Annotated in this window: 14 protein-coding genes; 5 read left to right on the top strand and 9 right to left on the bottom strand. The window is 63.0% G+C overall.

Annotation, left to right across the window (positions count from 1 at the left end; translation table 11 throughout):
- Positions 1–6 precede the first annotated feature (6 nt).
- Both grxC and AC1RL5_RS18725 read right to left on the bottom strand, forming a co-directional pair.
- Complete coding sequence (grxC, locus tag AC1RL5_RS18730; RefSeq protein WP_492589513.1) at positions 7–261, bottom strand: glutaredoxin; 255 nt, start codon at positions 259–261, stop codon at positions 7–9.
- Positions 261–674 carry a rhodanese-like domain-containing protein gene (locus AC1RL5_RS18725; protein ID WP_011058747.1) on the bottom strand — a complete coding sequence of 138 codons (414 nt, stop codon included), beginning with the start codon at positions 672–674 and terminating at the stop codon, positions 261–263. The genes grxC and AC1RL5_RS18725 overlap by 1 nt, the downstream gene beginning before the upstream one ends.
- Before the next feature lie 164 nt (positions 675–838).
- On the opposite strand from AC1RL5_RS18725, the gene gpmI reads away from it, so the two are divergent.
- The 5 genes from gpmI (at position 839) to AC1RL5_RS18700 (ending at position 7,185) form a co-directional block, all read left to right on the top strand.
- Positions 839–2,380 carry a 2,3-bisphosphoglycerate-independent phosphoglycerate mutase gene (gene gpmI, locus AC1RL5_RS18720; RefSeq protein WP_011058746.1) on the top strand — a complete coding sequence of 514 codons (1,542 nt, stop codon included), beginning with the start codon at positions 839–841 and terminating at the stop codon, positions 2,378–2,380.
- Between the two features lie 165 nt (positions 2,381–2,545).
- A complete protein-coding gene (locus tag AC1RL5_RS18715; RefSeq protein ID WP_207239932.1) occupies positions 2,546–3,460 on the top strand; it encodes a DUF1460 domain-containing protein in 915 nt (304 codons plus the stop codon).
- A gap of 174 nt (positions 3,461–3,634) precedes the next feature.
- Positions 3,635–4,921, top strand: a complete 1,287-nt coding sequence (locus tag AC1RL5_RS18710) for a murein hydrolase activator EnvC family protein (RefSeq protein ID WP_093407104.1) — start codon at positions 3,635–3,637, stop codon at positions 4,919–4,921.
- A 31-nt stretch (positions 4,922–4,952) separates the two neighbouring features.
- Positions 4,953–6,263, top strand: coding sequence for a S41 family peptidase (locus AC1RL5_RS18705; protein WP_011058743.1), 1,311 nt, complete (start codon positions 4,953–4,955; stop codon positions 6,261–6,263).
- Between the two features lie 115 nt (positions 6,264–6,378).
- Positions 6,379–7,185 (top strand): divergent polysaccharide deacetylase family protein, encoded by an 807-nt coding sequence (locus tag AC1RL5_RS18700; RefSeq protein ID WP_492589512.1) that lies wholly within the window; start codon positions 6,379–6,381, stop codon positions 7,183–7,185.
- A gap of 38 nt (positions 7,186–7,223) precedes the next feature.
- Here AC1RL5_RS18700 and AC1RL5_RS18695 read toward each other — a convergent pair whose 3' ends face one another.
- The 7 genes from AC1RL5_RS18695 to AC1RL5_RS18665 form a co-directional block, all read right to left on the bottom strand.
- A complete protein-coding gene (locus AC1RL5_RS18695) occupies positions 7,224–7,979 on the bottom strand; it encodes a substrate-binding periplasmic protein (RefSeq protein WP_011058741.1) in 756 nt (251 codons plus the stop codon).
- Between the two features lie 63 nt (positions 7,980–8,042).
- On the bottom strand, positions 8,043–8,813 hold the full coding sequence (gene hisF, locus AC1RL5_RS18690) for an imidazole glycerol phosphate synthase subunit HisF (RefSeq protein ID WP_015633827.1): 771 nt from the start codon (positions 8,811–8,813) through the stop codon (positions 8,043–8,045).
- A gap of 9 nt (positions 8,814–8,822) precedes the next feature.
- The gene (hisA, locus tag AC1RL5_RS18685) at positions 8,823–9,560 is read right to left on the bottom strand and encodes a 1-(5-phosphoribosyl)-5-[(5-phosphoribosylamino)methylideneamino]imidazole-4-carboxamide isomerase (protein WP_019093879.1); all 738 of its coding nucleotides are present in this window, start codon (positions 9,558–9,560) and stop codon (positions 8,823–8,825) included.
- A 42-nt stretch (positions 9,561–9,602) separates the two neighbouring features.
- Complete coding sequence (locus AC1RL5_RS18680; protein ID WP_011058738.1) at positions 9,603–9,863, bottom strand: DUF2164 domain-containing protein; 261 nt, start codon at positions 9,861–9,863, stop codon at positions 9,603–9,605.
- Positions 9,864–10,502 carry an imidazole glycerol phosphate synthase subunit HisH gene (hisH, locus tag AC1RL5_RS18675; protein WP_019093880.1) on the bottom strand — a complete coding sequence of 213 codons (639 nt, stop codon included), beginning with the start codon at positions 10,500–10,502 and terminating at the stop codon, positions 9,864–9,866.
- Entirely contained in the window at positions 10,502–11,095 is a 594-nt protein-coding gene (gene hisB, locus AC1RL5_RS18670) for an imidazoleglycerol-phosphate dehydratase HisB (protein ID WP_011058736.1), read from the bottom strand. The genes hisH and hisB overlap by 1 nt, the downstream gene beginning before the upstream one ends.
- Positions 11,096–11,332: 237 nt before the next feature.
- Positions 11,333–12,994 carry an OFA family MFS transporter gene (locus AC1RL5_RS18665; protein ID WP_072452107.1) on the bottom strand — a complete coding sequence of 554 codons (1,662 nt, stop codon included), beginning with the start codon at positions 12,992–12,994 and terminating at the stop codon, positions 11,333–11,335.
- Positions 12,995–13,227: the final 233 nt, after the last annotated feature.

The following is a 13,227-nucleotide window of genomic DNA, read 5'->3' as shown; positions in this document are numbered from 1 at the left end:
GGAATTTCAGGCCGCTAGCAGCGCGTCGAGCTTGCCGGCACGCTCCAGGGCGAACAAATCATCACAGCCACCTACGTGGGTGGCGCCGATCCAGATCTGCGGCACGGACGTACGCCCGGCCTTCTGGGCCATCTCGGCGCGTACCTGGGGCTTGCCATCGACCTTGATCTCTTCGAAGGCTACGCCTTTGCTCACCAGCAGATGCTTGGCGCGCGAGCAGTAAGGGCAGTAATCACTGGAGTAGACGATGACCTTGGACATTACTTCACCAATGGCAGGTTATCGGCCTTCCAGCTGGCCACGCCGCCGGACAGCTTGGCCGCGGTGAAACCGGACTTGAGCAGCTCGCGGGCGTGGGTGCCGGCGTGCTGGCCCTGGGCGTCCACCAGGATGATGGTCTTGGACTTGTGCTTCTCCAGCTCGCCGACACGGGCGGCCAGCTTGTCCTGGGGAATGTTCAGTGCACCGACGATATGGCCGGCGGCATAGTCTTTGGATGGACGGATATCGATCACGACGCCCTGCTCGCTGTTGACCAGCGCGGTCAGTTCACGGGTGCTGAGGCTGCGGCCACCGCGGCTCAATTCATGAGCGATCAACAGAGCCAGCAGGATGGCGAAGGCGCCGACGAGCAAGTAGTGTTCAGTGGCGAATTGAATCAGGTGAGCAACCATCTAAGGAGGTTCCAGGGCGTTAAAATGTCGGCCAGTATACACAGCCCTCCGGGTCGACCAAACCCCGCCCGGCGGTGACTCCACCGGAACTTCGCTTTAAACTGCCACTCCCTTTTTCAACACCTCCCTTTCATCTCTTTCCTATCCAGCCACGAGTGGACGCCATGACTACCACGCCTAAACCTTTGGTCCTGATGATTCTGGATGGCTTCGGTCACAGCGAAAGCCACGAATCCAACGCCGTCTATGCGGCCAAGAAGCCGGTCTTGGACCGCTTGTGCGCCAGCATGCCCAACGGCCTGATCTCGGGTTCGGGCATGGATGTCGGCCTGCCGGACGGGCAGATGGGCAACTCCGAAGTCGGCCACATGAACCTCGGCGCCGGCCGCGTGGTGTACCAGGACTTCACCCGGGTGACCAAGGCCATCCGTGACGGTGAGTTCTTCGAGAACCCGACTATTTGCGCGGCCGTGGACAAGGCCGTGGATGCCGGCAAGGCGGTGCACATCCTCGGCCTGCTGTCCGACGGCGGCGTGCACAGCCACCAGGACCACCTGATCGCCATGGCCGAACTGGCCTTCAAGCGCGGCGCCGAGAAAATCTACCTGCATGCCTTCCTCGATGGCCGCGACACCCCGCCCAAAAGCGCCCAGTCGTCCATCGAACTGCTGGACGAAACCTTCAAGACCCTGGGCAAGGGCCGCATCGCCAGCCTGATCGGCCGTTACTTCGCCATGGACCGCGACAACCGCTGGGACCGTGTGGCCCAGGCCTACAACCTGATCGTCGACGGCCAGGGCCAGTTCAACGCCGCCACCGCCCAGGAAGGCCTGCAAGCCGCCTACGCACGTGAAGAGAGCGACGAATTCGTCAAGGCCACCACCATCGGCGAACCGGTCAAGGTCGAGGACGGCGATGCCGTGGTGTTCATGAACTTCCGCGCCGACCGTGCACGGGAGCTGACCCGGGTCTTCGTCGAGGACGACTTCAAGGACTTCGAACGCCCACGCCAGCCTAAGCTGGCCGGCTTCGTCATGCTCACCCAGTACGCCGCCAGCATCCCCGCGCCATCGGCCTTTGCCCCGGGCAGCCTGGAGAACGTGCTGGGCGACTATTTGGCGAAAAACGGCAAGACCCAACTGCGCATCGCCGAGACCGAGAAGTATGCCCACGTCACCTTCTTCTTCTCCGGTGGCCGCGAAGAGCCGTTCCCGGGCGAGGAGCGCATCCTGATCCCGTCGCCGAAAGTCGCCACCTACGACCTGCAGCCGGAAATGAGTGCCCCGGAAGTCACCGACAAGATCGTCGACGCCATCGAGCACCAGCGTTATGACGTGATCATCGTCAACTACGCCAACGGCGACATGGTCGGCCACAGCGGCGTGTTCGAGGCGGCGGTCAAAGCCGTGGAATGCCTGGACCTGTGCGTCGGACGTATCGTCGATGCCCTGGAAAAGGTCGGCGGCGAAGCCCTGATCACCGCCGACCACGGCAACGTCGAGCAGATGTCCGACGAATCCACCGGCCAGGCCCACACCGCCCACACCACCGAGCCGGTGCCATTCATCTATGTCGGCAAACGCGCGTTGAAAGTCCGTGAGGGCGGGGTTCTGGCGGACGTGGCGCCCACCATGCTCAAGTTGCTGGGCCTGCCCAAGCCCGCGGAAATGACCGGCACGTCGATCCTGGTGGACCCGGCGCACTGATCCTCCAGCTCGCCATTGCAGGCAAAAACGCCCGATGCAACCGTCGGGCGTTTTTCATGGTGGCCTTGCACAGGGCGAACCAGGGCCATGGAAGTAAAAGCAGACAAGCGCCGGGCACTTATTGAATAATGATTATCGTTATCAATAACAGCAGAGAGAATCTCCATGAACAAGACGGCTACGCTGCTTCTGGCCTCCCTCCTGTCAGGCTGTGCAAGCCAGATTCCTGCTCAACAGCCGGTGGATGCCAGTGCCCTCGCACAGCAACACAGCCCGGTGAAAATGGATGCTCAGACCGCCGATAAATTGAAAGCACTGCTGAAGATCCAGCCTCCTCGGGGCTCTACCGACATAGGCCAGATGAACGACCTGATTTCCCGGGAGTTCCTGCACACGCCTTACGCGGCGAACCGGTTGCACGGCTCCGCAACCCTGGCCGAGAAGCTGGTGGTCGACTTCAGGGGCCTGGACTGCTTCACCTACCTGGATTACGTCGAGGCCTTGCGCCAGTCCAGCGACGAGGCCGGCTTCATCAACAACCTGGTACAGATTCGCTACGTGAACGGCGATATCAACTTCCTCAACCGCCGCCACTTCTTCACCGATTGGGCCCATGCCGGGCAACCCATGGCCGAGGATGTGACCGCCCAGCTGAGTGCGAACGCGGTGACCGTGGCCAAGCGCCTCAATCAAAAGGCCGATGGCGGCCGCTACCTGCCCGGCCTGCCCGTGGCCGAACGCGACATCACCTACATTCCCAGCGCATTGATTGACCAGCATCTGCTCAGCCACCTGCGAACCGGCGACTACATCGGCATCTATACCCACCTCTCGGGCCTGGACGTCACCCATACCGGGCTGTTCATCCAGACGGCCCAGGGCCCGGTCCTGCGCAACGCCTCCTCGAAAAAGGACCAGGGCGCGGTGATCGACTCGCCCTTCATGGAGTACGTTCACAACGTCCCGGGAATCGTGGTCCTGCGGGCCCGGCAAGACAGCCAGGCCAGCCAGGATGCCTCGGCCGCGCAGGCCGGCACCCAAGCGCTGCAGCATCAGGCTCGCTCGCCCGCACAAGGTTGATCGGCGGCGCCGCCCCAGGCCACGGCGGCGGCACGCTGATAGCAAATGGCCCAATAACGGCCCGGAAACGGCTTTTTATGACGAACGCCTCAAAGCAGTTGGCTTTGAGGCGTTTTTTTTGCAGCGATGGGCGGGCATACTAGGCCGTCCCTTTCCCTGGTGTCGCCCGCCTCTATGCTTCGCGCCCTGATTACCCTTGCTCTGATCTGCCTGCTCCAACCGGCTTTCGCCGACGAGCGCGCGCAAACCCAACAACAGTTGGACGCCACGCGTCAGGACATTGCCGAGCTGAAAAAGCTGCTGGGCAAGCTGCAGGAAGAGAAGTCCGGGGTGCAGAAAGAACTGCGCGGCACCGAGACCGAGATGGGCAAGCTGGAAAAGCAGGTCGAGGCCCTGCAAAAAGAGCTGAAAAAAAGCGAATCCGAGCTGCAGCGACTCGATGAGGAGAAAAAAAAACTCCAGAGCGCGCGCACTGAACAGCAGCGACTGATCGCCATCCAGGCCCGCGCGGCCTACCAGAACGGGCGCCAGGAATACCTCAAGCTGCTGCTCAACCAGCAGAACCCGGAAAAATTCGCCCGCACCCTGACCTATTACGACTACCTGAGCCAGGCACGCCTGGAGCAGTTGAAGAGTTTCAACGAGACCCTGCGCCAGCTGGCCAATGTGGAAAAGGACATCTCCCTGCAGCAGGCCCAGTTGCTGGTGCAGAAAAGCAGCCTCGACACCCAGCGCGAAGAACTCGACAAGGTGCGCAAGGAGCGCCAGCTGGCCCTGGCCAAGCTGAACAACGACGTGAAGGCCCGGGACGACAAGCTCAAGGCCCGTGAACAGGACCAGGCCGACCTGGCCAAGGTCCTGAAAACCATCGAGGAAACCCTGGCACGCCAGGCTCGCGAGGCAGAGGAAGCGCGGCAGAAAGCGCTGATCGCCCAGCAGGAAGCCGAAAAAAAGCGCTTGCGTGAGGCTCAGGCCGACGCCAGCGATGAGCCGCGCAAACCCGCAAGATCAAGCCCTGGAGCCCTGGTTTCCAGCGCCGGCCCTTCCTATGGCGGGGCATTTGCTTCAGCCCGGGGAAAACTTCCATGGCCCGTTGATGGTCGACTACTGGCACGCTTTGGTGAAACCCGTGGCGACGACTCCCGCTCCAAGTGGGACGGCGTGATGATCAGCGCCGCCGCCGGCAGCCAGGTGCACGCCGTGCACGGTGGCCGGGTAGTGTTCGCCGACTGGCTGCGCGGCGCCGGCCTGCTGGTGATCCTCGATCACGGCAACGGTTACCTGAGCCTCTACGGACACAACCAGACGCTGCTCAAGGAAGCCGGCGACGTGGTCAAGGCCGGAGAGTCCATCTCCACCGTCGGTAATAGTGGCGGACAGGACACTCCTGCGCTGTACTTTGCAATTCGTCAGCAGGGCCGCCCCAGCGACCCGGCACAGTGGTGCCACGCGCAAGGATAAGCGCTGCATCTAAATTAGGAGTTCGTTCGACATGCTGCATTTGTCCCGCCTTACCTCGCTGGCCCTGACGATCGCCCTGGTGATCGGAGCGCCTCAGGCGTTTGCCGCCGAAACCGCTCAAGCAGCAACCGCCGCGACCACCAAGGCGCCCTTGCCGCTGGAAGAGCTGCGCACCTTCGCCGAGGTCATGGACCGCATCAAGGCCGCGTATGTCGAACCCGTAGACGACAAGACCCTGCTGGAGAATGCCATCAAGGGCATGCTCAGCAACCTCGACCCGCACTCTGCCTATCTGGGCCCGGAAGACTTCGCCGAACTGCAGGAAAGCACCAGCGGCGAATTCGGCGGCCTGGGCATCGAAGTCGGCGCCGAGGATGGCTTCATCAAGGTGGTCTCGCCCATCGACGACACCCCGGCATCCAAGGCCGGGATCCAGGCCGGCGACCTGATCGTCAAGATCAACGGCCAGCCGACCCGTGGCCAGACCATGACCGAAGCCGTGGACAAGATGCGCGGCAAGATCGGCCAGAAGATCACCCTGACCCTGGTGCGCGACGGCGGCACGCCGTTCGACGTGACCCTGGCCCGCGCCACCATCCAGGTGAAAAGCGTGAAGAGCCAGCTGCTGGAGTCGGGCTACGGCTACATCCGCATCACCCAGTTCCAGGTCAAGACCGGCGAGGAAGTCTCCAAGGCCCTGGCCAAGCTGCGCAAGGACAACGGCAAGAAGCTCAACGGCATCATCCTCGACCTGCGCAACAACCCGGGCGGCGTGCTGCAAGCCGCGGTGGAGGTGGTGGACCACTTCATCACCAAGGGCCTGATCGTCTACACCAAGGGCCGCATCGCCAACTCCGAGCTGCGCTTCTCCGCCACCGGCAAGGACGAAAGCGAAGCCGTGCCGATGGTGGTGCTGATCAACGGCGGCAGCGCCTCGGCTTCGGAGATCGTCGCCGGTGCCCTGCAGGATCAGAAGCGCGCAGTACTGATGGGCACCACCAGCTTCGGCAAGGGCTCGGTGCAGACCGTGCTGCCGCTGAACAACGACCGGGCGCTGAAGATCACCACCGCCCTGTACTTCACCCCCAACGGGCGTTCGATCCAGGCCCAGGGCATCGTTCCGGACATCGAAGTGCGCCGCGCCAAGATCACCAGCGAGTCCCAGGACGGCGAGTATTTCAAGGAAGCCGACCTGCAAGGTCACCTGGGCAATGGCAACGGTGGCGCCGACAAGCCCAGTGGTGCAGCGAGCAAGGCCAAGCCGATGCCGCAGGACGACGACTACCAGTTGGCCCAGGCCCTGAGCCTGCTCAAAGGGCTGAGCATCACCCGCGGCAAATGATTGAACCCTTCGCCGGCAAGCCGGCTCCTACAGGAGCCGGCTTGCGTAGGAGCTGGCTCGCCAGCCAAGCGCCCGCCAGGGTGCCCATTCCCCTAAAGGCCTGATCCCGATCCCCATGATTTCCCGCTGCTCACTGCTGTTGCGCTCGCTCCAGGCCCCGCTGCTCACCCTGCTGTGCCTCTTGCCCCTCGCGACCCAAGCCGCCGAACCCACAGCCGTCGCGCCCAAGGCCTACCTGAGCCTGATCATCGACGACCTGGGCCAGAACCTGCCCCGTGACCGCCGGGTACTGGCCCTGCCCGGCCCGGTCACCACGGCGATCATGCCGGACACGCCCCACGCCGCCGAGTTCGCCCGTGAAGCTCATCGCGCCGGCAAGATCGTCATCCTGCACATGCCCATGGACCCGGCCACCGGGCCGTTCGCCTGGCACCCCGAGCTGCCCGTCGAAGAACTGCAAAAACGCCTGGAAGCCGCCTTCCAGGCCGTGCCCTACACCAGCGGCATCAACAACCATATGGGCAGCCGCATGACCGCCCAGCCCCAGGCCATGGCCTGGCTGATGGGCGAGCTGCAACGGCGGCACAAGTTCTTTGTCGACAGCCGCACCAGCGCCCAGACGGTGGCCGCTGCCGAAGCGCAGAAGGTCGGCCTGGCCAGTGTTTCCCGGGATGTGTTCCTGGATGACGAACGTACCGAAGCGGCGATCAGCCAACAGTTGCAGACCGCGATCAAACTGGCGCGCAAACAGGGTTCGGCGGTGATGATCGGCCACCCTTATCCACAGACCCTGGCAGTGCTCGAACGTGAGCTGCCCAGGCTCAAGGCCCAGGGCATCGAGTGGATCGATATCAAGTCGATGATCAGCCTGCGCAGCAACAAGGCCATGGCCGGGCATGGCAAGAACGGGGTTTATCGCTAGAGGCCTTCGCCACAGGAACTGGCTTGCCAGCGAAGCGCCTACAGGTAACGCCCCATGATCTCTTCCACCAGCCCCTCTTGGCGCATCTGGTCCAGGGCCGCCTGGAGCTTGGCCACCACCTCATCGGAGACATCCTTGTTCAGGGCCAGGTACAGCTCGGCGCTGTTGAAGCGCAGCACCGTCTTGAGGCCGCTGATGCCCTCCTGCTTGGCCAGGTAGCGCCCGGCCGGGTCGCCGGTGGCCCAGAGGTCGATCTGCCCCGCCACCAGCTTCCTGGCATTGTCCTGGTCACGCAGTACCACTTGGGGCGCCAGGCCCTGCTTGGTCAGGGTCTCGGCAATGGCATCGCCCTTGTAGGCGCCGATCTTGTATTTGCGCGCCTGTTCCAGGGATTCTAGGGTGATCTTGCTGCCGGCCTTGGCCAGCATGATCCAGTCATCCGGGCCGATGGGGCCGACCCACTTGAAGAGCGGCTCGCGGTCCGGCAGGCGCGCCATGACGAACACACCATAGCCCGGCTGCTCCAGCGCCATCTTGTAGATACGCTCCCATGGAAAACGCAGGGTCAGGCTGTAGTTGATTCCGGCGCGTTTGAACATTTCACGGACGATATCCACGGCGATGCCGTCGATATTCTCGCCCTGGGCGAAGTTCTTGCCGTTCTTGGCCATGTTGTAGGGGGGGAAGTTTTCCGTCAGCAACACCAGGGAGGTGTCGGCGGGTTCATCAGCGCGGGCGAGGCCGCAAAGAACAAGCGAAGCGCTGGCGACAACCACTAGAAGACGTTTGAACATGACGGGCTACCGGAATCCATGGCGTGCTCAAGAGTGCCGTGAGCCCGCCATGCTGTCCAGTGGCTACCGCACAACAATCCCGCGCTGAGCCATATAGGCCTTGGCCTCGGGAACCGTGTATTCGCCGAAGTGGAAAATGCTCGCCGCCAGCACCGCGCTGGCATGGCCTTCAATGATGCCGTCGGCCAGGTGCTGGAGGTTGCCGACACCGCCGGAAGCGATCACCGGAATCCCCAGGGCATCGCTGATGGCCCGGGTCACGCCCAGGTCGAAGCCGTTTTTCATGCCGTCCTGATCCATGCTGGTGAGCAGGATCTCGCCGGCACCCAGGCCTTCCATCTTCTTCGCCCACTCCACCGCGTCCAGCCCGGTGGGCTTGCGCCCGCCATGGGTGAAGATTTCCCAGCGCGGGGTTTCACCCGGGCCGGAGACTTTCTTCGCGTCAATGGCGACCACGATGCACTGAGAACCAAAGTGCTGTGCCGCTTCGCCGACGAACTCCGGGTTGAACACTGCTGCGGTGTTGATCGAAACCTTGTCCGCGCCGGCATTGAGCAGGTTGCGGATGTCCTGCACGGTGCGCACGCCACCGCCCACGGTCAGCGGGATGAACACCTGGCTGGCCATGCGCTCGACGGTATGGAGGGTGGTATCACGCCCATCGACGCTGGCGGTGATGTCGAGGAAAGTGATTTCGTCGGCACCCTGCTCGTCGTAGCGACGGGCAATTTCCACCGGGTCACCGGCGTCGCGGATGTTCTCGAACTTGACGCCCTTGACCACCCGGCCGTTGTCCACGTCCAGGCAAGGGATGATGCGTTTGGCCAGTGCCATGGCGAATCCTCAGCCTTGGTACGAATCGCAGAAAGCCTGGGCTTCTGCGACATCGAGGGTGCCTTCATAGATCGCGCGGCCAGTAATGGCGCCGATGATTCCTGGCGCCTTGGCATCCAGCAGGGCCTTGATGTCGCCAAGGTTGTGGATACCGCCGGAAGCGATCACCGGGATCTTGGTGGCCGCCGCCAGGGCTGCGGTGAAGGGAACGTTGCAGCCCTGCATCATGCCGTCTTTGGCGATGTCGGTATAAACGATGGCGGACACGCCGTCGGCTTCGAAGCGCTTGGCCAGGTCGATGACCTGCACGCTGCTGACTTCAGCCCAGCCGTCGGTGGCGACGAAACCGTCCTTGGCGTCCAGGCCGACAATCACCTTGCCGGGGAACGCGCGACAGGCCTGGGCGACGAACTCCGGCTCCTTGACCGCCTTGGTGCCGATGATCACGTAGCTCACGCCAGCCTTGACGTAGTGCTCGATGGTTTCCAGGGAACGGATGCCGCCGCCGATCTGGATCGGCAGGTTCGGGTAGCGCTTGGCGATTGCGGTGACCACCTCGCCGTTGACCGGCTGGCCTTCGAAGGCACCGTTCAGGTCCACCAGATGCAAGCGTCGGCAACCCCCTTCAACCCATTTGGCGGCCATGCTCACCGGGTCATCGGAGAACACCGTGGAGTCTTCCATGCGGCCTTGGCGCAGACGCACACAGGCGCCGTCCTTGAGATCGATAGCGGGAATAATCAGCATCTGGCAAACCTTCAAGTTCGATTGTTCAGCTTCACTCGGAAATCAGTTTTTCTCGAGCGCCCACAGGTCGCTTTCGATGCTTTCGAACCTCTCCTTGAGGTGCGCCTGCACATCGAAAATCGCCCGGTTGTAATAGTGCGGAGCAATTTCGCGGGTAAACAGTTCAAGAACCTCCGCCGCTTCGAACGAGCCCAGCTCGAGCTCGAACCGATCCTCCAGGAAACGCTTGATCTTGTGCGTCGCCTCGCTCTCCTGTTCGGCAGTGAGGCTCAGGATCGGCGGCTTGGGTTTCTTGATCGCCATTTACCAGCGACCGTCCCAGGCGGCGAAATTCTGCAGCAGCTGCAGGCCGTGGGTATGGCTTTTCTCCGGGTGGAACTGCACGGCGAAACGCGAGCCGTCGGCCAGCGCCGCGGCGAAATCCACGCCATAGTGACCGCTGCCCACCACCTGCCGCGCGTTACCGGCATTGATGTAGTAGCTGTGCACGAAGTAGAAGCGCGCCAGGTCCGCAATGTTGTGCCACAGCGGGTGATCCACCGCCTGCTTCACTTCGTTCCAGCCCATGTGCGGCACCTTCAGGTGCTCGCCATCCTCGATCAGGCCCTTGCCGAAGAACTTCACCTGGCCGGGAAACAGGCCGATGCAGTCCACGCCTTCGTTCTCTTCACTGTGGTCGAGCAGCGCCTGCATACCCACGCAGATACCGAGGAACGGACGGTCCTGGCTGACCTCGCGCACCAGGGCATCGAAGCCCAGGCGACGGATCTCGGCCATGCAGTCACGGATCGCGCCCACTCCGGGGAACACCACCCGGTCGGCTTCGCGAATCACGCTGGCATCGCTGGTGATCAGCACCTTGCCGGCGCCCACGTGCTCCAGGGCCTTGGCCACCGAGTGCAGGTTGCCCATGCCGTAGTCGATGACGGCGACGGTCTGCATTACAGCACGCCCTTGGTCGACGGCATCTGGCCGGCCATGCGCTCGTCCAGCTCCACCGCCATGCGCAGTGCACGGCCGAAGGCCTTGAACACGGTCTCGATCTGGTGGTGAGTGTTGGTGCCGCGCAGGGTGTCGATGTGCAGGGTCACGTTGGCGTGGTTGACGAAGCCCTGGAAGAACTCCTGGAACAGGTCGACATCGAAACCACCGACGGTGGCGCGGGTGAACGGCACATGCATCTGCAGGCCGGGGCGGCCGGAGAAGTCGATCACCACGCGGGACAGGGCTTCATCCAGCGGCACATAGGCATGGCCGTAGCGACGGATGCCTTTCTTGTCGCCGATGGCCTTGCTGAACGCCTGGCCGAGGGTGATACCGACATCCTCCACGGTGTGGTGGTCGTCGATATGCAGGTCGCCCTTGCTTTCGATGTCCAGGTCGATCAGCCCGTGCCGGGCGATCTGGTCCAGCATGTGCTCAAGGAAGGGCACGCCGATATCGAATCGGGCCTTTCCGGTGCCATCCAGGTTGATCGAGGCTTTGATCTGGGTTTCCAGAGTGTCGCGCTCGACAGATGCCTTACGTTCGGCCATCACCAGCTCCGCAAAATCATTGGGCGAAAAAGGCGAATAGTATAGGCCCCACGGCGGCTAAACAGAAACACGATGGACAATATCCTGACGGGCGCCAGCCAATGGCTGCGGGGCTGTACCTGTCATGACAACTATAGAAAACGGCTTGCCGGTGAAGGCGCCAGGCCTGGCAGGCCCGGGCACCTTGTTCGCCGGCCAGCCGGCTCCTGCGCAGGAGCTGGCTGGCCGGCGAAGCCCTTAATGGAACAGCACCGCGGTCTTCTGCAGGGTGACCCACACGCCCCACGCCAGGGGAATGCCCACGGCCAGCCAGGCAGCGATCACCAGCGGCAGGCTGGCGGATGAGGCCTTCCACTCCAGCACGACGCTGTTGTCGGCGCCCTTGTCATGGCCCAGGGCCTGCTCGGCCGCCAGTTGCTCGTCGGTCATGAAGTACTTGTCGGCCACCGGGCGCACCAGCAGGTTGCACAAAAAGCCCAGCACCAGCAGGCCGGCGAGGATGTACAGGGTGATGTCGTAAGCCGCAGCGCGCTCGACGCCGATGCTCAGCTGGTACTCGCGCAGGTAGTTCACCAGCACCGGGCCCAGCACGCCCGCCGCGGCCCAGGCGGTCAGCAGGCGGCCGTGGATAGCGCCCACCATCTGGGTGCCGAACAGGTCCGCCAGGTAGGCCGGCACCGTGGCGAAACCGCCGCCGTACATCGACAGGATGATGCAGAACGCCGCCACGAACAGGGCGATATTGCCCAGGTGGCCGAGGTTCGGGATCAGCGCATAAAGGGCAAAGCCCAGGGCAAAGAACACGAAATAGGTGTTCTTGCGGCCCAGGTAGTCGGAGAACGACGCCCAGAAGAACCGCCCGCCGATGTTGAACAGGCTCAGCAAACCGGTGAAGCCGGCGGCAATCGCGGCAATCTGCGCCAGTTGCCCGGCGTCCAGCTGGCTGAAGGTCAGGCCATTGCCCAGCAGCTTGCCGGCAAACACTTCCTGCAGCAGGGGCGAGGCCATGCCGAGGATGCCGATACCGGCCGAAACGTTAAGGCACAGCACCAGCCACACCAGGCGGAACTGCGGGGTCTTCCAGGCCACGTTCACGTGCACGTGGCGGTGGGTGATCATCGCATTGGCGGCTTTCTTCGCCGGTGCGTTCCAGCCCTCAGGCTTCCAGCCGGTAGGCGGAACCCGGTAGGCCAGGGCGCCACCGATCATGAACACGAAGTAGATGGCCGCCATCACCAGGAAGCTCTGCCACACGCCAACGCTGGTCGGCGTTGCAAAGTGGCCCATCAGGGCCGCCGCCAGGGGCGCACCGACCATGGCGCCGCCGCCAAAGCCCATGATCGCCATGCCGGTGGCCATGCCGCGCTTGTCCGGGAACCACTTGATCAGGGTCGACACGGGGGAGATATAGCCCAGGCCCAGGCCGATACCGCCGATGACCCCTGAGCCTATCCACATCAGCCAGATCTGGTGGGTGTAGATCCCCAGCGCCGAGATCAGCAGGCCGCCGCACCAGCACAGTGCCGAAACCACACCGGCCTTGCGCGGGCCGGCATGTTCCAGCCAGCCGCCCCAGATCGCCGCCGAGCACCCCAGGAAGATGAAGAACAGGGTGTAGATCCAGCCGAGCATGGAGATCGGCCAGTCACATTGGGACGAAAAGATCTGCGCGATGAAGCCCATGCCGGGCTCGCAAGCCACGGGCGCACTGACGCCCAGGGCCTTGGACAACGGCAGCCAGAACACCGAAAAGCCATAGGCCATGCCGATGCACAGGTGGATGGCCAGAGCGGCCGGTGGAACCAGCCAGCGGTTGAAACCGGGCTTGGCGATGATGCGTTCTTTGGACAAGAACGCTGGCTGAGCGGACGGACTGGCCGCCGCATTGCTAGTGCTCATGGATGTTTCCCCCAATTATTAGAATTGTTCATCGGCCACTCTTCTGCGACGACCTTGGCACACCGGCGCGGTCGTTTTATTGAGTAAAGCTCCATTTGGGCAGACGCGACATTAAGTCGCACAAGGGCGGACGAACCGCGAGAGGTTACCATTTGCGACAAACTAAAAAACCAAACTGACATCACCTTTTTTCCCGCCGCTGCTTTGCCCACAGGCCAGGCCGCTGGCCAAAA

It is taken from the genome of Pseudomonas sp. GW822-FHT06D10, assembly GCF_058799535.1.
The sequence above is the reverse complement of the archived record's forward strand: the minus strand, read 5'-3'. Positions and strand labels throughout refer to the sequence as shown.

What these genes read in the sequence shown, in the direction of transcription:
- grxC (WP_492589513.1), bottom strand. Translation starts at nt 261, where the DNA reads ATGTCCAAGGTCATCGTCTACTCCAGTGATTACTGCCCTTACTGCTCG.
- AC1RL5_RS18725 (WP_011058747.1), bottom strand. Translation starts at nt 674, where the DNA reads ATGGTTGCTCACCTGATTCAATTCGCCACTGAACACTACTTGCTCGTC.
- gpmI (WP_011058746.1), top strand. Translation starts at nt 839, where the DNA reads ATGACTACCACGCCTAAACCTTTGGTCCTGATGATTCTGGATGGCTTC.
- AC1RL5_RS18715 (WP_207239932.1), top strand. Translation starts at nt 2,546, where the DNA reads ATGAACAAGACGGCTACGCTGCTTCTGGCCTCCCTCCTGTCAGGCTGT.
- AC1RL5_RS18710 (WP_093407104.1), top strand. Translation starts at nt 3,635, where the DNA reads ATGCTTCGCGCCCTGATTACCCTTGCTCTGATCTGCCTGCTCCAACCG.
- AC1RL5_RS18705 (WP_011058743.1), top strand. Translation starts at nt 4,953, where the DNA reads ATGCTGCATTTGTCCCGCCTTACCTCGCTGGCCCTGACGATCGCCCTG.
- AC1RL5_RS18700 (WP_492589512.1), top strand. Translation starts at nt 6,379, where the DNA reads ATGATTTCCCGCTGCTCACTGCTGTTGCGCTCGCTCCAGGCCCCGCTG.
- AC1RL5_RS18695 (WP_011058741.1), bottom strand. Translation starts at nt 7,979, where the DNA reads ATGTTCAAACGTCTTCTAGTGGTTGTCGCCAGCGCTTCGCTTGTTCTT.
- hisF (WP_015633827.1), bottom strand. Translation starts at nt 8,813, where the DNA reads ATGGCACTGGCCAAACGCATCATCCCTTGCCTGGACGTGGACAACGGC.
- hisA (WP_019093879.1), bottom strand. Translation starts at nt 9,560, where the DNA reads ATGCTGATTATTCCCGCTATCGATCTCAAGGACGGCGCCTGTGTGCGT.
- AC1RL5_RS18680 (WP_011058738.1), bottom strand. Translation starts at nt 9,863, where the DNA reads ATGGCGATCAAGAAACCCAAGCCGCCGATCCTGAGCCTCACTGCCGAA.
- hisH (WP_019093880.1), bottom strand. Translation starts at nt 10,502, where the DNA reads ATGCAGACCGTCGCCGTCATCGACTACGGCATGGGCAACCTGCACTCG.
- hisB (WP_011058736.1), bottom strand. Translation starts at nt 11,095, where the DNA reads ATGGCCGAACGTAAGGCATCTGTCGAGCGCGACACTCTGGAAACCCAG.
- AC1RL5_RS18665 (WP_072452107.1), bottom strand. Translation starts at nt 12,994, where the DNA reads ATGAGCACTAGCAATGCGGCGGCCAGTCCGTCCGCTCAGCCAGCGTTC.